The organism is Pseudoalteromonas sp. SCSIO 43201 (genome assembly GCF_023716725.1).
GTDB classification, from domain to species: Bacteria; Pseudomonadota; Gammaproteobacteria; order Enterobacterales; family Alteromonadaceae; genus Pseudoalteromonas; species Pseudoalteromonas peptidolytica.
In genome coordinates, this window is sequence record NZ_CP072683.1 from 1,609,470 (window position 1) to 1,629,433 (window position 19,964).

The window sequence follows — 19,964 nt, forward strand, 5'->3', positions numbered from 1 at the left end:
GCTTTTTTATTTAACCTTAGATTATTTCAATAATCAGTGGTTTGGATATGCAAAGAGGTAACTTATAGTTTTTAAATAACTCTTAATTGACTCTCTTGTTTCAGCTGTTGAAGTATTAACCATCTGAAAATAAAGATATAATAAGTCTATTGTGTTTTACATTGCTAATGTTTGTGGATGCCAAAATATCAATTAAGTCAGTCAAATTGTTTCTACGGACGTGTAATAACGGTGGGTGTACGACAGACAACATAGGTTAAAGTGTTAGATATTTTGCAGTGACTGTTTCTTAGTATGACGCATTTGAAACCGTCACTGTGGCGCGTGAGTCAGTGAGTTCGTTTGCAATAGCTAGCGGCTTATATGCTGAAGTTGATGAATTTGTTCGTAAAGCGTTGCCGCGTAACATTGGGCATCGCGATAGCGTTTAGTTGTCAGAAACCTTCTCACATCCTGTAGTACTTGCTCAGCCCCTTTATGACCTTGGCTACTTGCCAGAGTAAGCCATGCTGCTGCATGAAACGGACTAGGTGGAACGCCTTGACCTTTCATAAATAGTAATCCCAAAAAGAACTGTGCTTTTAATTCTCCCGACATGGCTGCTAAACGTAGCCACTTTGCTGCAAGTGGAAAGGACTTTTCTTTTAAATAATATAAACCTTTCTTCAGCGCTTGTGCATTATCAAGGGTATCTGGAAATTTTGCATCTGCTGTTAATGGTGAAGTGACAAATTCAAGCACATTCAGCAGCTGCTGCTCTAAATCATGATTTGCTGAGTTATCAGTGCTGTTTTGATCCATATCTATATTCGCAATAATATTTATAAGCAGAGTGTAGCTGAATTTTAACTAATTTGTCCGAGTTTTAAAGTGATTCGTGTTAAAATCCAACCACTTGTTCCTCTAAACCGTAAATTATACTTATGCTCGAACGCTTATTTTCACTACAAGCCATGCACACCAATGTAAAAACGGAGGTGATCGCAGGCTTAACGACATTTGTCACCATGGTTTATATTGTCTTTGTTAACCCAGCAATGCTTGCAGAAGCAGGTATGGATCATGGCGCTGCTTTTGTGGCAACTTGTATCGCAGCTGCAATTGGTTGCTTTATCATGGGGTTATGGGCTAATTACCCATTGGCATTAGCGCCAGGTATGGGGTTAAATGCTTTTTTCACTTATGGTGTAGTACTTGGCATGGGATACACGTGGCAAAGTGCCTTAGGTGCCGTTTTCATGTCTGGCTGCCTTTTTTTGTTATTGAGTATATTCAAAATAAGAGAATGGGTAATTCAAGCAATACCTCTCGTTTTAAAACGCGCGATTGCAGCTGGTATTGGCGCATTTTTGGCCTTGATAGCGCTTAAAAATGCGCAAATTATTGTGGCCAGTCCTGCCACCTTAGTGCAACTTGGTGATATTACCTCTCCTGGACCTTTATTAGCCATTGCGAGTTTCTTTGTTATCGCAGCGTTGATGTATCGCGAAGTTAAAAGCGGCGTTTTGATTAGCATTTTGCTAGTAACCGTTATTGCATGGTGGATGGGCTTGGTTGACTACCATGGAGTCGTAGATATACCACCAAGTATAGCGCCCACTTATATGCAGTTAGAGTTAAGCGGAATTTTTGAGCTCTCAATGCTAAGTGTTGTTTTTGCATTCTTATTCGTAGATTTATTTGATACCAGTGGCACACTTGTGGCAGTTACTCAAAAAGCGGGGTTGTCTGATGAACATGGCAGAATGCCGCGTTTAGGTCGAGCGCTTTCTGCCGATAGCACGGCAACAATAGCCGGCTCGGTTCTTGGTACGTCAACGACAACATCGTATATTGAGTCGGTCTCGGGAGTCTCAGTAGGCGGGCGTACAGGCTTAACTGCCGTTGTTGTTGGTTTATGCTTTTTGTTAATGATGTTTTTTGCGCCTTTAGCTCAAATGGTTCCTGCTTATGCGACTGCCGGGGCAATATTGTATGTTTCTGTCTTGATGCTGCAAAACTTAAAGCTGATTAACTGGGATGAAATGAGTGATGCTATACCTGTGAGTGTCGTGTTGTTAATGACGCCGCTGACGTTTTCTATTGCTCATGGCATCGCATTGGGCTTTATTTCCTATACAGCGGTAAAATTGATGTGTAATAAAGCCAATGAAATAAGTATCAGTGTCTGGATATTGACCTTTTTGTTTATTATCAAGTTTGCAGTGACATAACCAACACGCAATATATAACTAATTAACTTGAGGTTAGGATAAGGAATGAGCTAATTCATTGTTGCTAGAGCACAGCTTAGTTTTGTTCCTTGTCTAGACCTGAGAGTTTTAGGGAAAACATCGCTTCCGCTAAGGTAGCTACATTATATAGACAAGGCGAGTTTACGCACCACTAGTTGGCTGTTAGAAGTGAATTTAACGCAGTCAGCGCTAACTGGCTGCTAGAAAGGTATTAATTATCAGAAGCTCAGGTTTATTAGTAAAAGGCTGGATTGCCAACCTTTTACTTAAAACTCTGGGATCACCACTTCTTCTTAGGCGCAAACAAAACGTCTAAATCATCTTGTTCTTGTTCTGCTTTCTTTTTCACAGCCGATGCGTTAGAGGCTCTAAGCTCGCTACTTATCTCTTCCAAATAGCTTTCAAGCTGTGCTTTTTTTTCTTTTACATATTCGTCGTTATGTGAAACTGCACATATTGTCGCGTATGCTTTTTCAAAGTATTGCCTAGCAGAACCGACCATGTTTGCAGTACGTGCTGAGAGGCCTCGTTTGATTTGACTTTCTACATTTATTCTCAGTTGAAAGCGCTCAAGCCTCCGATCTTCATTTACAAATAGCTGCGTATCAACTTTACCTTTACTGTGCTCAGAGCGAAGTAACTGACGCAGCTTTTTTATCCCTTGGACTAAAGAGATAATTTGTTTGTCGTTATCGGGTAGGGCAATAGTATCAGAGTCTGCGGTCTTTTCAGGTGTAGAGTTTAAACGCTCTTGAGACTCGTGTAATCGACTTTTTAACTCTTTTGATGTTGGCGACAACTCCACCATCGCCGCAAGTGCATCGTGCACTCGACGCTGAATAATCCGAATCATCGCTTCAGACATCGGGATATTACTGCCATTCATAATGACGTCTTCGGCTTCTTCTATTACGCGCTTTTGCTTAGCAAGCTCCTTGCGCCTCTCTGCTTCTTGTTTCTCTTTATGTTGCTGGATTGCGCTCACCCACACAGCTATGACGATAAGTGCAACAATCAACATTATTATAATCGAAACAAACATACTGAAATCTCTTTCATGCAAACAACCAGTCTAATTTTTTTATCTTACATGAATTCTTACTATTCTGAACAGGTTTACGACAATTCAACGAAAAAAAAGATAAGGAATTCATCATTTTTTAGTATAGCTGATGCTAACGCGCATGCTTAATTTTAGTAAAATATAGTTGAACACTAAACAAAGGGCGTTTGAAGACTCTGAGCGTGCCCAGAAAACGAAAAGCAAAATTGAACAGGAAAATAAAGATATTTACACCTCCTCGTCTACCTCATTATAAGCAAATATGCTAGCCTAGAGCTTAAGTGTTTAAAATGTTAACGTGTCGTTTTATCCTAATAGCATTTGATTTCGTTACATTAAATGTTCATGCAATGACTTGGTATCAAAGCCCAATAAGGTAAAACAGTATATTTTCTAAACCGACGCAGAGGTGATATCCGCTTTAAAACTACTAGCCGTTTTCAGTTTGTGAATTAACACCTTACGTAGTTATGACAAAGCAATGGTCCTTACGACTGACCGAAAAGCCAAGCACGTGCACTGTGTTGTTGTGGGCGAACAACAATACTATACGCTAAACTTAGCAAACTTATATAAGTCAGCCATTGGCTGATACCCGACTTAATAGAGATCATAAGAATAAAAGCAATATGAAATTACAACAATTGAGATACATCGTCGAAGTGTTGAATCACAACCTAAATGTGTCAGCAACGGCGGAAAGCTTATATACTTCTCAACCAGGTATTTCGAAGCAAGTACGTATGCTCGAGGATGAGTTGGGTGTACAAATTTTTGGCCGCAGTGGCAAACATCTAACACATGTAACTGGGGCGGGAAATGAAATAATTAATATTGCGCGCGAAATTTTGAGTAAAGTTGAGGGAATTAAGGCGGTCGCAAACGAACATACTTTGCCGGATCAAGGAAAGTTAAATATCGCGACAACGCACACTCAGGCTCGCTATGCGTTGCCTCCGGTTATACAGGGGTTTATGCAAAAATACCCAGCGGTATCTTTACACATGCATCAAGGCACACCTCAGCAAATTTCTGATGCAGCGGCCCGGGGCGATGCTGATTTTGCGATTGCGACGGAAGCTTTGCACTTATATAGCGACTTGGTCATGTTACCCTGTTACCATTGGAATCGAAGTATTGTGGTCGCTAAAGATCACCCATTGGCACAAAAAGGTAAAGCATTGACGGTTCAAGATGTAGCGAAGTACCCGTTGATCACCTATGTTTTCGGTTTTACAGGTCGCTCTGAGCTTGATAAAGCATTTAATGCACATGGATTAGAGCCACATATCGTGTTTACTGCGACAGACGCTGATGTAATAAAAACCTATGTTCGTTTGGGGTTGGGGGTAGGTGTATTGGCCTCTATGGCATTGGATGAAAAGTCAGACAGCGATTTAGTTTGTATCGATGCCAGTCACCTCTTTGAAGCTAGTACCACAAAAATTGGCTTTAGAAAGGGAAGTTTTTTAAGGGGGTACATGTATGACTTTATTGAGCGGTTTGCTCCACATTTAACAAAGGATGTTGTTGAGCGGGCAAGTTTACTACGCAATCAGGATGATATTGATAAGCTATTTGAAGGCGTTACATTACCGGTTAAGTAATGCACCTGACCTTGCATAAAAGCTTATACTTGGCTGCAGGATCTGTAATTAGCGCAAATAAGGTATGCTCGTGCTCATTTATACCAATTGTCTTAATTAAGTGATGTATTTTGAGGCGAGAAAGCCTTGTCGATAACTTCGCTTCCGCGTCTTGCTCACGCCAAGGTATAGGTAAGGTCAAAATTTTGCTACTTAGTTGTTCTAAAAAGAAATTTTTAACGTAGTCAGCGTCAGATTTGACCCTTCAAATTGAACAAGTATTAAGACTAATCGGTATAACACTGAACACTGCTTTTCAACTTACGAGTAAAACAGGGAAGGGCAGTGTTTTTCGTATTGTTTTTGAAAATACGAAGCAAGCTTTTTTATTATAGTTGCGTGTAGCGAAGGGGGGCTCAAGTCACTTAAATACTTTGTGCTTCCCCTTCATAAAGATGGTTACTCGTACGGGAGAGGATCCGTAGCATTGTTAAGCTCAAACGCTTCAAGGCGCTCTTGACATGCTCCACACTTTCCGCAGGCTTTCTCACGTCCATTGTAACATGTCCAAGTGTCAGCGTAATCTAATCCCATCTCTAGTCCGTCTGTTAAAATATCAATCTTCGAGTTGTTAAGGTACGGGCTCACGATTTCAACAGCGTCGTAGTTTGCGATGCGGCAAACATCATCCATTTTTTTGACAAACTCAGGACGGCAGTCCGGGTAAATAGCATGATCACCAGAATGCGCACCGTAAAATACTTTACTCGCCTGTAAAGAAACCGCATATCCAACAGCAAGAGAGAGTAAAATCATATTCCTATTAGGCACAATTGTGCTCTTCATGCTTTCCTCTTCATAGTGTCCCTCGGGGACTTCTATGTCATCGGTTAAGCTCGAGCCTGCTAGCAATTGGTTTATCGCTGAAATATCAACAACCTTATGAGCGACGCCAAGCTTTTTACAAACATTCGCGGCGACTCGTAGCTCTTTTACATGTCGTTGACCATAATTGAAAGATAATGCGTAGACTTCATGCCCCTCGTTGACGGCCTTGTTTAATACGGTGTAAGAATCCATTCCGCCAGAATAAATTACGACAACTTTTTCGCTCATAGGTGTTTTGCCTCGATTTTGATAGAGGTTTACTTCAGGGCGCGATATACTACACGGCCGCTGGGTAAATAACAATTTTCTAGCGGTAATTTTCGACAATTTTATCTTAAACACGGGGCCATTTTGTACAAGGTTAACGAAATATTCGAAACAATTCAGGGGGAGGCTAGCTTTACAGGTACACCTTCGATCTTTCTCCGTTTACAGGGATGTCCCGTAGGTTGCTCATGGTGCGATACAAAACAAACATGGGAAACAAACGATACGTTCATCGTTTCCTTAAGCGAAACAGTTGAAAAAAAGGCAGATTCAGAGTTTTGGGCAAATGCCAGCGCCGATGATATTTTGGCTACATTCGAATCGCGAGGCTATCAAGCAAAGCATGTTGTTATCACCGGTGGTGAGCCTTGCATGTTTGATTTGAGGCCATTGTGTACCTTGCTTCATGATAAAGGGTATAGCACACAAATCGAGACCAGTGGCACTTTCGAAATTTTAGCCCCTAAAGAGACATGGGTGACAGTATCGCCAAAGATTAATATGCGTGGCGGTTATAAAGTGTTGCCAAGCGCGATGGCTCGAGCAGATGAGATTAAACATCCTGTCGCGATGCAAAAGCACATTGAAGAGTTAGAGCGATTATTTAAAGACACTAATATTGAGCCTAAGTTAGTTTATCTTCAACCTATTAGTCAAAAAGCAAAAGCGACTAAGTTGGCGATTGACAACTGTAAGGCAAAAAACTGGCGTCTGTCTGTTCAAGTTCATAAATACCTTGGTATTAACTAACTAATTACCCCGAGTACAGGTTAACTAGCAGCAATCCATAACAGTCAGTTTGACACATATCACGTGAATATACTTCTAATTAGGCATTTATTGGTGTTGATTTGACTACAAAATGTGTAGGCTCTTTGGTATGAGCAAAGTGATTAAAAGACTTTGGCTTCAAATTTACGATGATAATCAACTGTTTTTTGATAGCACGGAAGCTGCTAGTTAGCTAAGTCTCCATACCAATGACTTTGCTTTTAATAAATTACTAGTATTAATAGCATTCACTACTAACCATATCGATCATCCTTTGTGTTTCACCACTATTTTCGAATTGATAAAGGTTGCGATTTATGTCCTTAAGTAATTCACGCCAATGGGGTTTTTGCTTACTCAATGCAAAATAGAGATGGTTGTACTGAATTGGGGGAGTAACATTTTCGATATTTCGCAATAACTCTATTTTTTCTGAACGCGGTAAATCAGAATAGTTAACCGTAAATCTAAGGACTTTAGGATCTCCGATCACCAAGTTAACACGCTTTCCAACTAGCAGCTTTACAAGCTGTAAGTCGTTTACAGCTTCAACAGTAATAAACTCACCATTGTCCATCATAGCATCAAACTCAGGGGTATTTTGATAACCTCTGACCACCCCGATGAGCTCATTCTTGACTGAATTTAAGTTACCATCAAATCTATCTTCTTCACCACGGCGTTTAAGAAACCCAATCTCACCGCCAGGAAATGCGTTAGATAATGCGAGTAACTCTCGACGAGTTTTGTCTTTGTGATTATCCGATGGCGCTGAATCTTCAATATAATACTCAGGAAAGAGAATATCGGCTTTGCCTGTTTCAACGGCTCTTACTGCTCGTGCCCAAGGTAAAAACTCAACAAAAACTTGATAGTCTAAATCTGTCAGAACGGCCACCGCAAATTGAAAAGCCCATCCTTTATTACACAGATCCGCACCGATGTATGGTGGCCAATCGAGTGTAACAAGGTGAATGAGAGGTTTTTTGGCTTTTTTATTATATAGATAGCCACCTTGATATTTCTCACCTGCAACAATTCTAAACTGTCCCTCTTTAAAGTAGGCTACATTCAAATTCTCGGCGTAGCTGCTGTTGTTTAGAAAGAAAAGAAATACAAGAATGAAGGCTCTAACCATGATCTAAACCGTAAAAGTAAAAGATAGCTAAAGTGTAGTGAAGGGAATTAAAAGGAACAACTTAAAAAATAAAAGGGCACCTAGGCCCCTTTATTTTGATATATACCGCTGTTTACCTATTGCACTAGTTCTTGCTCAGAGAATGTATCTGCAAATAGAGGACTGGTAAGGTAGCGCTCTGCGGCACTTGGTAATATAACAACAATATTCTTATCTGCATTTTCAGGTAATTCAGCAATGCGCTTGGCGGCAACAAGTGCAGCGCCAGAAGAAATACCAACAAGGATCCCTTCATCTCTCATTAGCTGATGAGCCATGGCAATAGCGTCTTCGTTAGAAACCAACTCGACTCCGTCGATAAGCTCAAGGTCAAGGTTGCCAGGTATGAAACCTGCGCCAATACCTTGGATTTTATGAGGACCGGGTTTAACTTCTTCGCCTGCCAATGTCTGTGTTATCACAGGTGAGTCAGAAGGCTCGACTGCAATTGATTTAACATGTAAGCCCTTTTCATTTTTAAGGTAGCGAGAAACCCCCGTGATTGTACCACCAGTACCAACGCCTGCGACGAAGTAGTCAATATTGCCCTCTAGCGCTTCAAAAATCTCTGGACCTGTCGTCTCAAAGTGGATTTTAGGGTTTGCTGGGTTTTCAAATTGTTGAAGCAGAATGTACTTATCAGGGTCACTTGCTTGGATTTCATTTGCTTTTTCGATAGCACCTTTCATGCCTTTTGCACCCTCAGTGAGTACTAAGTTTGCGCCAAGTGCTTTTAACAGTTTACGACGTTCAAGGCTCATTGTATTTGGCATCGTTAATGTTAACTTATAGCCTCGTGAAGCAGCAACAAAAGCCAATGCAATACCTGTGTTGCCTGAAGTAGGCTCAATTAGCTCTTTACCTTCCGTTAATAGTCCAGATTTTTCAGCTTCCCAGATCATAGAAGCACCAATACGACACTTTACGCTGAAGCTTGGGTTTCGCGCTTCAACTTTTGCGTAAACGTTACCACCAGAAACGCGGTTAATTTTTACTAAAGGCGTATTACCGATAGTGAGACTGTTATCTGAGTATACTTTAGTCATTTGTGTTCCCTAATCTAGGTTTGCTTGTATTCCATCACTTTACTGCGCATTTCACAAAATAAAAGGAAAGATTGGCTATAAGATATATCAATTTTGCTTATAGCCAATTGTTATTTAAGAGTGCTTTTTTACATCAACCAGGCATAACTAAACTTCATGAAAATACGCTTATCGTCTTTAATGATTTTAGATAAATCATCATCTTGGAACCCATGATCAGAATAACCTGCAAAGAATACCGTTTGAGGATTTAACTTGTACGAGTACAGTAGCTGCGTACTTAGACTCTTATAGGTTGCGTCAACTTCATTGATATAATTATTGGGGTTTCTCGATATGTTAGTGTTGACGATGGCCAACCGTAAGTAGCTATTTCTATTAAATTGATAAGTTAATCTGACATCGGTTAAGTTGGCTGAATATACATCAGCACCTTCAGCATTCATTTTCTCATAGGTATGTCGAAACCTAAGTTCGAAGTGCTTGCCAATATTGAGGTTAATAACGGGTCGAACAAAAGTTAGATCGCCAAGTCTGTTATTCGCTAAATCAACGCGATTACTTTTACTTAGCTTTAACCCTGCAAAGATACCAGCCATTGGCTTTAGCTCCAAATAAGTCCATTGCGAGTTTTCGGTGAATAAGCTGGTGTTACCATCAATCGCTATGCGGGTTTCGTCATGTCTTAATCCAGTACGCTTTCTATGTTCCACACCGAAATCAATAAAGCTTTGGAGTGGTCCATTAATTGAAAAATTAGTTTGCACTTCCTTTTCTAGTAGTTCACCGTTCTCATTATGAGAAATATCCCAATCACCATACCATTTTGCTCGATTCCACCAGTTTTGCTCAGTGCCATACCAGCGATACTCTCCTCCAAATACAAACTTATTGAAATCTACTTGAGTGATAAACCCCATGTCTGTTCTTACGGCAGCATCGCGTGACTGATAACTTGAGAATGCTTTCCAGTGTTTTTGGTTATGTTCATAATTTAGGTAGTAGCCTACACCACGCGCATCATCATCTGTTACGCGTAGTACGCTTTCTGTTAAATCACAGTTAGCAAGAGTGCTGTCACATAGGTAATCTACAAATTGTTGGTCATATTGGGTATCAGAACCAAACAGTTGTAACTCAAATAAGTCACTTTTCGTTGGTTTATATTTTGCGTCAAAACTTGCCACTTGGTTCTTGTATGTTTCACTCTGCCTCGTTGTTGATGTAAGCCCAAATGAAAAAGCTTTATTTACGTCACGACGATATCTAAGTGCCATGTTTTCGCTTTTGCGTTCCAATGAGACCACACGAGAGCCCAGATTTCCGGGAATGACAACATTGAGTTGCTCGTCATTCGTAATAAAGCCAGCAAAAGTGTGGCCGCTTTTGTTGCCAGTTAACTTTACTCCGTAGTCAGGTGCTGAAATGTTACGTGTATGGATCAGGTTTAGGTGTGATGAGAAATAGTCTGAGTTATCCAAAAAGAAAGCGCGTTTTTCGGGAAAAAATAAGCTAAAACTATTGTTAACACTTAATTGACCAGTGTCAGCTTCAACTTGGGAAAAGTCAGGATTTAGCGTTGCATTGAGAGTAGTGTCGGGGGTGATTGCCCACTTTATGTCTAGGCCAGGCTCAATATTGTGCTCTTTTTGCCATGGTTTTGCTTTGCCTTGTTCAATATCGCGAGTTTCTTGGCTATTACCGACTAAAGTGGGAATGATCGCGATATCACTGCTTTGCTTCGCTTTGGCTAGCCCTTGATATTTAGGCATTTGGCAAATCCAACAGGGATTTGCATGTTGCAGTGTCATGCTAGAGATCCGTAGTCGTTCATTTCTAGGAAAAAATCGTAGAAACTCCATCGCCATGGTTTTGTTACCAGTTGAATTACTAAAATTAAGTACACGCAGTGGTATCTCAATTTCTACTATAAAACCATCTTCGTTTATTGTACCAGCACTATCCCATATACCATTCCAAGAGCCGTTCTCACTTTTTGTCAGCTCATTTTCAATTGAATCTTGCTGTACTCCAAGAGGGTTGATAAAAAACTGATAAGCGCTTTGTGCGTTATTGAAGGAGTCTATTTTGATCCCGACTAAGTCGTCTTCCCACGCCCTGTCTCTATCCCTGTAAAATGCCCTGATCAAGTTTGGGTTTGGATCTTTTGCATCATAAGCAACGAATAGTGATTGACCGTTTTCATAGATATAGGCTCTTGTCTTTACTGGACTCTTTTCATTTTCATACGGCCAAGTGACGTTGTTGATATCAATTTTTAGCGCTTGATGCCAGACATTATCATCAATGAGCCCATCGATTTTGGCAGCCTGTTGAATAAATGGGATTTGATTGGTGTTCAAGGCGGATACTGGCATAGACAACAAAAGTGCAGCGAATGAGCAGGTTACAGCTTTTAACATAAGGACAAAAGTAGATTACAGAGACTGAATACTGCTTATTAGATGATATGCAATAAAGAGAAACAATTTGTTTTCGTTGGGTTGCAATTATTTACGTTAGATAGCTACTCAGTATACATAAAATGTACAAATTAGTTTATCTCTATCGAATTAATAGCAAAATGGGTCAAAAACATGTTAAAACAGCGTCTTTAAAAATATGCTAGGAAGTAATCTATGTCTCTCGTATTAAAGCTAGTGGCGGGTATCGTTGCTGGTATGTTGGCAGGGCTTTACATGCCAACAGTGTTGGTCGAGCTGTTATACACTTTTAAAGTCATCATAGGGCAACTCATTAATTTTACAATTCCTCTGATAATCCTGTTTTTTATCGCCTCTGGCATAGCAGGCTTACCAAAGGGATCGGGTCATCTTCTGGGTAAAACAGTAGGTTTTGCATATAGCTCTACTGTTATTGCCGGAACTTTGGCATTTTTACTCGTTAATGCCTTTATCCCATTTTTTGAAGGTGGAGTTGCTTATCAAGTTGTTGAGGAGTCTCATCTTACGAGCTTCATCAATATAGAAATCCCACCGCTGATGGGGGTAATGACTGCTCTGGCTAGCGCTTTTATTTTTGGTATCGCGATGAGCCAGTGTGGCTTGAGTAATTTAAAGCAGGTCACTGACGAAGCAAGGGATGTTATTGACATGTTGCTTGCCAAAGTGATTATCCCTGTTTTGCCATTCTATATTGCTGGGGTGTTTGCTGAAATGGCGGTAGCAGGAACTGTTTTCGATACCTTAAGCACTTTCGGTATTGTGCTGTTAGCAGCAATCGTGATGCACTGGTTATGGCTTAGCGTGCTGTTTTTGGCAAGTGGTGTCTTGCTGGGTAAAAACCCCATAGAGCTAATAAAAAATATGCTGCCTGCGTATTTTACAGCGATAGGAACCATGTCGAGTGCTGCGACAATTCCTGTATCACTGCGTGCGAGTAAAGCAAATAACGTGAATGATGAAGTAGCAAATTTTACTGTACCATTGTGTGCGACTATCCACCTGTCAGGCTCTACAATTACGATAGTGACCTGTGCCATGGCTGTGATGCTGCTATCACCTGAGATGGTTGTGCCGTCAATTACTGAAATTTTGCCGTTTATTTTTATGTTAGGGATCGTCATGATAGCTGCTCCTGGGGCACCGGGCGGCGCTGTTATGTCTGCTTTAGGACTATTAACATCGATGCTTGGATTCGATGAAGGGGCTGTCGCATTAATGATTGCTTTGTATTTAGCTCAAGACAGCTTCGGTACTGCATGTAATGTGACTGGTGACGGCGTTATTGCGCTTTGGGTCGACAAATTTTCCAAAAAAGATTAATCAAAAACACCGCTATCGCTATTAAAATCGATAGCGGTGTTTAAATTATATGCAAACATTTCTTCAGCTCTTAACAATTTAGTTATTTCATATCAAAATTGTATTTTTCTCTTGTTTCTATCGTTATGCTTTTAAAAAATATGTGGTAACCTCATGCTTCAGGAAGTGAAGTAATAGGTTGCTTTGCTCCGTTTATTAAAATATATGTAGAGGGTGTGCCATTGATTAATGTGCTTTTAGTTGATGATCATGAACTTGTCAGGACTGGCATAAAACGCATTTTAGATGATGTGCGTGGTTTTAAAGTTGTCGGAGAGGCTAAAACAGGTGAAGAAGCTGTAACTTTTTGCCGCCAAAGCGAGCCTGATATAGTACTTATGGACATGAACATGCCCGGTATTGGTGGATTGGAAGCGACTAAAAAGATTTGCCGTTATTGTCCAGATGTCAAAGTGATTGTGCTGACTGTACATTGTGAGGATCCATTTCCAAGTAAAGTGATGCAAATAGGTGCGCACGGCTACCTGACCAAAGGAGCTGGGCCAGATGAAATGATTAACGCCATTCGTGCTGTTAATGCAGGACAGCGTTATATCGCACCTGAAATCGCGCAACAAATAGCACTTGCTCAATTTAGTGGTCGAAATGATGAAAATCCGTTCCAATCATTATCTGAAAGAGAATTACAGATAATGCTTATGATCACAAAAGGTGAAAAAGCGCAAAATATAGCAGACCGTTTAAACCTAAGTTCTAAAACAGTAAATAGTTATAGATATAGAATGTTTGAAAAACTCAATGTTAACGGTGATGTAGAGTTAACCCACCTAGCGATCCGCCATAAAATGATAGATATTGACAGCAATCACTAAGTTCATTTTTTAAATGACAGTATTTGACTCTCAATCTTTTCTAAAGACATTAACGACAGAGCCTGGCGTATACCGCATGTATGATGTGGATGGTCAGGTTATTTATGTTGGCAAAGCAAAAAACCTAAAAAAGCGTGTTTCAAGTTATTTTCGGGCGAATATCATCGACAGTAAAACGAGGGTATTGGTCGGAAATATAGCGAGTATCGAAGTTACCCTGACAAACACAGAAACAGAGGCGCTATTACTAGAAAACAACCTAATCAAAAAATATCAGCCTCGATATAATATCTTACTAAGAGACGATAAAAGCTATCCTTATATCTTTTTGAGTGCTCACCAGCATCCAAGGTTGGCCTTCCACCGGGGGAGTAGAAAGTTAAAAGGTGAGTACTTCGGGCCATTCCCCAGCAGCTCTGCGGTATCTGAAAGTCTTCGGCTAATGCAAAAAATTTTCCCAGTAAGACAATGTGAAGATGCTTATTATCGCGCTCGGAGTAGGCCTTGTCTGCAGTACCAACTAAAAAGGTGTTCTGGTCCATGTGTCGGCAAAGTCAAGGATAGTGAATATCAAGAGCAAGTATCCATGGTACGCCAATTTTTAACTGGTCGCTCGCAAGATGTGATAGCTGCACTTGTAGAGAAAATGGAGCAAGCAAGTATTTCACTTGACTTTGAAATGGCTGCTAAATATCGAGACCAAATCGTATTGCTTCGGCAAATGCAAGAGCAGCAGTCTATTGCTGGCAATTTTGCAGAGCTGGATGTTATTGGTTTTGAGCAAAAAAATGGCTTAGTTGCAATTCATGTACTTATGATCCGAGAACACAAAGTGCTAGGCACTAAAACGCATTTTCCCAAGGTGCCTAAAGATTCAGGTGCAAATGAGGTTCTCACTGCATTTTTAGGACAATACTATATTTCATCTGGCAATCAATCGCGAATTGCAAAAGAAATTGTTTTGCCGTTTAAGGTTGATGATTACGTTGCACTAGAAGCTGCTTTAGGTCAGGTATCGGAACGCAAAGTAAGCTTTAAGTTTAATGTGCGTGGTGAGCGCGCCCAGTATCTTGCATTGGCAAATAAAAATGCTCAAAACAGCATTGAAGTAAAACAAAGTGCACAGGATTCGATCACAAAGCGCTATGCAAAACTAAAAGAGGCAATAGGGCTATCTGACATTCAAAGAATGGAGTGTTTTGATATCAGTCATACCATGGGAGAAAATACCGTAGCATCTTGCGTAGTGTTTGACGGTCAAGGGCCAAACAATAAAGAATATCGCCGTTATAATGTCACAGGGATTACGCCAGGTGATGATTATGCAGCTATGGATTTTGCGTTAAAAAAACGCTACGGCAAAATGGCTGATGAGAGCAAAGTCCCTGATATTATCTTTATTGATGGTGGTAAGGGGCAATTAGGTAGGGCTGAATCATTTTTTGCAAGTTGGCAACTTGATAAAATGCCTATTTTAATCGGTGTTGCAAAAGGCACGAGTAGAAAACCCGGTTTGGAGACGCTACTGATTGATGGTGGCCGTAAAACTATCAATGTAGCCAGTGACTCTCCGGCATTACACTTGATACAACATATCCGCGACGAGTCTCATAGGTTTGCAATTGCAGGACACCGTAACAAAAGACAAAAGCAAAGAACACAGTCAATGCTGGAAGAGATAGAAGGAATTGGTCAAAAACGACGTCAAGCACTACTTAAATTTTTAGGAGGCATGCAGGGAGTTAAATCTGCAAATATACATCAATTAAAGCAAGTTCCTGGGATCAGCCCTGACATGGCTGAAAAGATATTTAATCATTTGCATGACAAAGCTTAAGCAATCATGCGAACATAGAAAAAAAGACAATACCAAGTAGTTATGTGGAATATTCCAAATACGCTCACAGCATTTCGGTTGCTGCTCATTCCTGTATTCGCAGTCGTTTTTTATTTACCATATTCATGGGCATTTTTTGCCGCCGCGTTTATTTTTTGGTTAGCTTCAGTTACTGATATCCTTGATGGATATCTGGCGAGAAAGCTTGAACAGTCAACACCGTTTGGTGCTTTTCTTGATCCAGTTGCTGATAAAGTGATGGTCAGTGTTGCACTTGTTATTCTTGCCACACACTATAATGATTACTTTATTACAATATCAACGCTGGTGATAATTAGTAGAGAAATCGTTATATCTGCATTGCGAGAGTGGATGGCGGAACAAGGCAAGAGGGGAAGTGTTGCAGTGTCCTGGTTAGGTAAATTCAAGACAGCTGCGCAGATGCTCGCAATCATCGGGCTAATTTGGCAATTCTCTGATTGGATGACAATGCTAAGTTATGCGCTTTTAGCTATTGCTACCATACTAACTTTAGTTTCTATGGTGCAGTATCTATATGCTGCGAAAGGAGAATTGACTAATTCTTGACTGTTATAGTCTATTAACTCATCGGTTTAGATAAAAATTGAGCAAACGATTAAAAACATTCATTTTTTATGTTGACGCGTACAAGAACTTCTGTAGAATGCGTCCGTGTTGAGAGGGCAGTGTGTCATCGAAATGAAATTTTGATAACACTTCCTAATGATAAAAGTTTAAAGCTAGATAAATAATTTAAATAGTTTTAAATGTTGGAATGCGAGTATAGCTCAGCTGGTAGAGCGCGACCTTGCCAAGGTCGAGGTCACGAGTTCGAACCTCGTTACTCGCTCCAAACTTGGCGGAATGGCAGAGTGGCCATGCAGCGGATTGCAAATCCGTCTACCTCGGTTCGACTCCGGGTTCCGCCTCCATTTTCTCAACACTCCACGTGCGAAAGCAAGCCCGATGCCCGGGTGGTGGAATTGGTAGACACAAGGGATTTAAAATCCCTCGCTGGTAACAGCGTGCCGGTTCAAGTCCGGCCCCGGGCACCATTTATAGTAAAGCTACTATAAATGATTTATGGAACGCGAGTATAGCTCAGCTGGTAGAGCGCGACCTTGCCAAGGTCGAGGTCACGAGTTCGAACCTCGTTACTCGCTCCAAATTTGTTTTCGAATGCCCGATGCCCGGGTGGTGGAATTGGTAGACACAAGGGATTTAAAATCCCTCGCTGGTAACAGCGTGCCGGTTCAAGTCCGGCCCCGGGCACCATTTATAGTAAAATTGCTATAAATAATTTATGAAATGCGAGTATAGCTCAGCTGGTAGAGCGCGACCTTGCCAAGGTCGAGGTCACGAGTTCGAACCTCGTTACTCGCTCCAAATTTGGCGGAATGGCAGAGTGGCCATGCAGCGGATTGCAAATCCGTCTACCTCGGTTCGACTCCGGGTTCCGCCTCCATTTTCTTATATCCACATGCGAAAGCAAACCCGATGCCCGGGTGGTGGAATTGGTAGACACAAGGGATTTAAAATCCCTCGCTGGTAACAGCGTGCCGGTTCAAGTCCGGCCCCGGGCACCATTTATAGTAAAAATACTATAAATGATTCATGGAACGCGAGTATAGCTCAGCTGGTAGAGCGCGACCTTGCCAAGGTCGAGGTCACGAGTTCGAACCTCGTTACTCGCTCCAAATCTAATCACATCGTTTACTTTTTACCTGATTTCCTTACTTTAGTGCTAATTCATACCAAATAATCATCCCTGGTTTATCTTTAAAGGGATTAATCTTGATGGTGGTTTGAGGTAATACTAACCCGTTTAATTATTGCTCAATATAAGACACTTCTAACGTAGTTAGCATCAAATTGACCAATTATAAATGCCGATTCTTTGACTGTGTTGCGTCTCCTAGACTTATATTAGCTTTTTACATCTTGAGACCTGCCAAAAAATGTGGTTTGGCCGTTTTGGCTAATTTACCCATTAGCGCTTTTTAACTTGTTTCAGATCCACCGGTTTCTTCATTCACCCCGTATTTAAAACTTGTCTATCGCTAATGAATGAGTACTAGAGCAGTTTCAACTGGGAAATATATTTTTAAGGACAGCAAATAAAGTTGCTGTCATTAAGAAAGTGCTTTGAAATTCACTAGCCAAGTAGATGAAGCATTGTCTTATAAGGTGCTCAAGTTAACTCTAAAGCCAACGCTTAAACAATTAAGTAGCTCAGGACTTATTTAAGAAGGGCTTTTGCATTGATAACTCACTATTTGCAAGCGGATAAAGTGAAAAAATGCTTATAAGCAATAATAATGACTTCCTTTTAGCCCTTTTTTGTATATTAAAGTGTCAAAAATAGACGTTTCGCTTTATTTTTGCTCGAACAAACGTTTTTTCGCAATTTTCTTTAAAAAAAGGGTTGCACTTAAATCGGATCTCCCTATAATGCGCATCCACCGACACGGGGAGCAACGCTGAAAAGCAACGAGCCAACGAGTCGGGAGTCAAATAAAACTTGAGTTTGAATGCTTCGAAAGAAAATCAAAATTAAGTGTTGACAACAAGTGGGAAATGCTTAGAATGCACAACCCTCAGCGCTAACGGCGCAGCGATGATAAGTCATCGTACCGGGTAACCGGAACTGTTCTTTAACAATATGAAGCAATCATCTGTGTGGGCACTCGTACAGATTGAGTTCTAACAGCAGAGTCTAGTTCGCTAGATGACGCAAACAAATTTAGAGTCTCAATTGAGCTGAGTGACCAACAGAATAAACATAGTTTATTCAGCGCAGTCAATTCGATACCGAAAGGTATCAAAATCAGAATTCAATGAGCATGAAACTTAGTTTTCAAAAAAACTTTTAATTGAAGAGTTTGATCATGGCTCAGATTGAACGCTGGCGGCAGGCCTAACACATGCAAGTCGAGCGGTAACATTTCTAGCTTGCTAGAAGATGACGAGCGGCGGACGGGTGAGTAATGCTTGGGAACATGCCTTGAGGTGGGGGACAACCATTGGAAACGATGGCTAATACCGCATAATGTCTACGGACCAAAGGGGGCTTCGGCTCTCGCCTTTAGATTGGCCCAAGTGGGATTAGCTAGTTGGTGAGGTAACGGCTCACCAAGGCGACGATCCCTAGCTGGTTTGAGAGGATGATCAGCCACACTGGAACTGAGACACGGTCCAGACTCCTACGGGAGGCAGCAGTGGGGAATATTGCACAATGGGCGCAAGCCTGATGCAGCCATGCCGCGTGTGTGAAGAAGGCCTTAGGGTTGTAAAGCACTTTCAGTCAGGAGGAAAGGTTAGTAGTTAATACCTGCTAGCTGTGACGTTACTGACAGAAGAAGCACCGGCTAACTCCGTGCCAGCAGCCGCGGTAATACGGAGGGTGCGAGCGTTAATCGGAATTACTGGGCGTAAAGCGTACGCAGGCGGTTTGTTAAGCGAGATGTGAAAGCCCCGGGCTTAACCTGGGAACTGCATTTCGAACTGGCAAACTAGAGTGTGATAGAGGGTGGTAGAATTTCAGGTGTAGCGGTGAAATGCGTAGAGATCTGAAGGAATACCGATGGCGAAGGCAGCCACCTGGGTCAACACTGACGCTCATGTACGAAAGCGTGGGGAGCAAACAGGATTAGATACCCTGGTAGTCCACGCCGTAAACGATGTCTACTAGGAGCTGGGGTCTTCGGACAACTTTTCCAAAGCTAACGCATTAAGTAGACCGCCTGGGGAGTACGGCCGCAAGGTTAAAACTCAAATGAATTGACGGGGGCCCGCACAAGCGGTGGAGCATGTGGTTTAATTCGATGCAACGCGAAGAACCTTACCTACACTTGACATACAGAGAACTTACCAGAGATGGTTTGGTGCCTTCGGGAGCTCTGATACAGGTGCTGCATGGCTGTCGTCAGCTCGTGTTGTGAGATGTTGGGTTAAGTCCCGCAACGAGCGCAACCCCTATCCTTAGTTGCCAGCGATTCGGTCGGGAACTCTAAGGAGACTGCCGGTGATAAACCGGAGGAAGGTGGGGACGACGTCAAGTCATCATGGCCCTTACGTGTAGGGCTACACACGTGCTACAATGGCAGGTACAGAGAGCAGCGAGCTAGCGATAGTAAGCGAATCCCTTAAAGCCTGTCGTAGTCCGGATTGGAGTCTGCAACTCGACTCCATGAAGTCGGAATCGCTAGTAATCGCGAATCAGAATGTCGCGGTGAATACGTTCCCGGGCCTTGTACACACCGCCCGTCACACCATGGGAGTGGGTTGCTCCAGAAGTGGATAGTCTAACCTTCGGGGGGACGTTCACCACGGAGTGATTCATGACTGGGGTGAAGTCGTAACAAGGTAGCCCTAGGGGAACCTGGGGCTGGATCACCTCCTTATACGATTTAGAACT

General features: G+C 41.6%; 13 protein-coding genes, 9 tRNA genes and 1 rRNA gene. 17 read left to right on the plus strand and 6 right to left on the minus strand.

The features are described from left to right. Window positions 1-351 precede the first annotated feature (351 nt). On the minus strand, window positions 352-801 hold the full coding sequence (locus tag J8Z24_RS06985; protein ID WP_125254305.1) for a tetratricopeptide repeat protein: 450 nt from the start codon (window positions 799-801) through the stop codon (window positions 352-354). A gap of 122 nt (window positions 802-923) precedes the next feature. On the opposite strand from J8Z24_RS06985, the gene J8Z24_RS06990 reads away from it, so the two are divergent. Continuing rightward, the gene (locus tag J8Z24_RS06990) at window positions 924-2,213 is read left to right on the plus strand and encodes an NCS2 family permease (protein WP_176033939.1); all 1,290 of its coding nucleotides are present in this window, start codon (window positions 924-926) and stop codon (window positions 2,211-2,213) included. A 301-nt stretch (window positions 2,214-2,514) separates the two neighbouring features. Here the strand turns inward: J8Z24_RS06990 and J8Z24_RS06995 are convergent, their stop codons facing one another. Continuing rightward, on the minus strand, window positions 2,515-3,276 hold the full coding sequence (locus J8Z24_RS06995; protein WP_125254303.1) for a hypothetical protein: 762 nt from the start codon (window positions 3,274-3,276) through the stop codon (window positions 2,515-2,517). 650 nt (window positions 3,277-3,926) lie between these two features. Between J8Z24_RS06995 and cysB the strand changes: the two genes are divergently transcribed. Next, on the plus strand, window positions 3,927-4,904 hold the full coding sequence (cysB, locus tag J8Z24_RS07000; protein WP_125254302.1) for an HTH-type transcriptional regulator CysB: 978 nt from the start codon (window positions 3,927-3,929) through the stop codon (window positions 4,902-4,904). Window positions 4,905-5,342: 438 nt separating this feature from the next. Here cysB and queC read toward each other — a convergent pair whose 3' ends face one another. Continuing rightward, complete coding sequence (gene queC / locus J8Z24_RS07005) at window positions 5,343-5,999, minus strand: 7-cyano-7-deazaguanine synthase QueC (RefSeq protein WP_252095510.1); 657 nt, start codon at window positions 5,997-5,999, stop codon at window positions 5,343-5,345. 123 nt (window positions 6,000-6,122) lie between these two features. Between queC and queE the strand changes: the two genes are divergently transcribed. Then, window positions 6,123-6,788: a 7-carboxy-7-deazaguanine synthase QueE gene (queE, locus tag J8Z24_RS07010; RefSeq protein WP_128731057.1), complete on the plus strand. Its 666-nt coding sequence runs from the start codon at window positions 6,123-6,125 to the stop codon at window positions 6,786-6,788. 259 nt (window positions 6,789-7,047) lie between these two features. Here queE and J8Z24_RS07015 read toward each other — a convergent pair whose 3' ends face one another. The 3 genes from J8Z24_RS07015 to J8Z24_RS07025 form a co-directional block, all read right to left on the minus strand. Then, a complete protein-coding gene (locus tag J8Z24_RS07015) occupies window positions 7,048-7,947 on the minus strand; it encodes a substrate-binding periplasmic protein (protein WP_125254299.1) in 900 nt (299 codons plus the stop codon). 116 nt (window positions 7,948-8,063) lie between these two features. After that, window positions 8,064-9,032: a cysteine synthase A gene (cysK, locus tag J8Z24_RS07020; protein ID WP_176033911.1), complete on the minus strand. Its 969-nt coding sequence runs from the start codon at window positions 9,030-9,032 to the stop codon at window positions 8,064-8,066. A 128-nt stretch (window positions 9,033-9,160) separates the two neighbouring features. Next, window positions 9,161-11,455 (minus strand): carbohydrate binding family 9 domain-containing protein, encoded by a 2,295-nt coding sequence (locus tag J8Z24_RS07025; RefSeq protein ID WP_252095511.1) that lies wholly within the window; start codon window positions 11,453-11,455, stop codon window positions 9,161-9,163. Between the two features lie 216 nt (window positions 11,456-11,671). Between J8Z24_RS07025 and J8Z24_RS07030 the strand changes: the two genes are divergently transcribed. From J8Z24_RS07030 to J8Z24_RS07095, 14 genes are all read left to right on the plus strand, one after another. Then, window positions 11,672-12,817, plus strand: a complete 1,146-nt coding sequence (locus J8Z24_RS07030) for a dicarboxylate/amino acid:cation symporter (protein WP_128731060.1) — start codon at window positions 11,672-11,674, stop codon at window positions 12,815-12,817. Between the two features lie 221 nt (window positions 12,818-13,038). Then, window positions 13,039-13,689 (plus strand): UvrY/SirA/GacA family response regulator transcription factor, encoded by a 651-nt coding sequence (gene uvrY / locus J8Z24_RS07035; RefSeq protein WP_125254295.1) that lies wholly within the window; start codon window positions 13,039-13,041, stop codon window positions 13,687-13,689. A 13-nt stretch (window positions 13,690-13,702) separates the two neighbouring features. Further along, window positions 13,703-15,526 (plus strand): excinuclease ABC subunit UvrC, encoded by a 1,824-nt coding sequence (uvrC, locus tag J8Z24_RS07040; RefSeq protein ID WP_252095512.1) that lies wholly within the window; start codon window positions 13,703-13,705, stop codon window positions 15,524-15,526. Window positions 15,527-15,568: 42 nt separating this feature from the next. After that, window positions 15,569-16,114, plus strand: a complete 546-nt coding sequence (gene pgsA / locus J8Z24_RS07045; RefSeq protein ID WP_125254293.1) for a CDP-diacylglycerol--glycerol-3-phosphate 3-phosphatidyltransferase — start codon at window positions 15,569-15,571, stop codon at window positions 16,112-16,114. A 210-nt stretch (window positions 16,115-16,324) separates the two neighbouring features. Further along, window positions 16,325-16,400: transfer RNA gene (locus J8Z24_RS07050), tRNA-Gly, on the plus strand. A 5-nt stretch (window positions 16,401-16,405) separates the two neighbouring features. Then, window positions 16,406-16,479 (plus strand) — tRNA-Cys (locus J8Z24_RS07055). A 36-nt stretch (window positions 16,480-16,515) separates the two neighbouring features. Further along, window positions 16,516-16,602: transfer RNA gene (locus J8Z24_RS07060), tRNA-Leu, on the plus strand. Between the two features lie 35 nt (window positions 16,603-16,637). Beyond that, a tRNA-Gly gene (locus tag J8Z24_RS07065) sits at window positions 16,638-16,713 on the plus strand. A 22-nt stretch (window positions 16,714-16,735) separates the two neighbouring features. Continuing rightward, window positions 16,736-16,822, plus strand: a tRNA-Leu gene (locus J8Z24_RS07070). Between the two features lie 35 nt (window positions 16,823-16,857). Further along, a tRNA-Gly gene (locus J8Z24_RS07075) sits at window positions 16,858-16,933 on the plus strand. 5 nt (window positions 16,934-16,938) lie between these two features. Further along, a tRNA-Cys gene (locus tag J8Z24_RS07080) sits at window positions 16,939-17,012 on the plus strand. A gap of 34 nt (window positions 17,013-17,046) precedes the next feature. After that, window positions 17,047-17,133 (plus strand) — tRNA-Leu (locus J8Z24_RS07085). A gap of 35 nt (window positions 17,134-17,168) precedes the next feature. Further along, window positions 17,169-17,244 (plus strand) — tRNA-Gly (locus J8Z24_RS07090). Between the two features lie 1,173 nt (window positions 17,245-18,417). Beyond that, window positions 18,418-19,950 (plus strand): 16S ribosomal RNA (locus J8Z24_RS07095). Window positions 19,951-19,964: the final 14 nt, after the last annotated feature.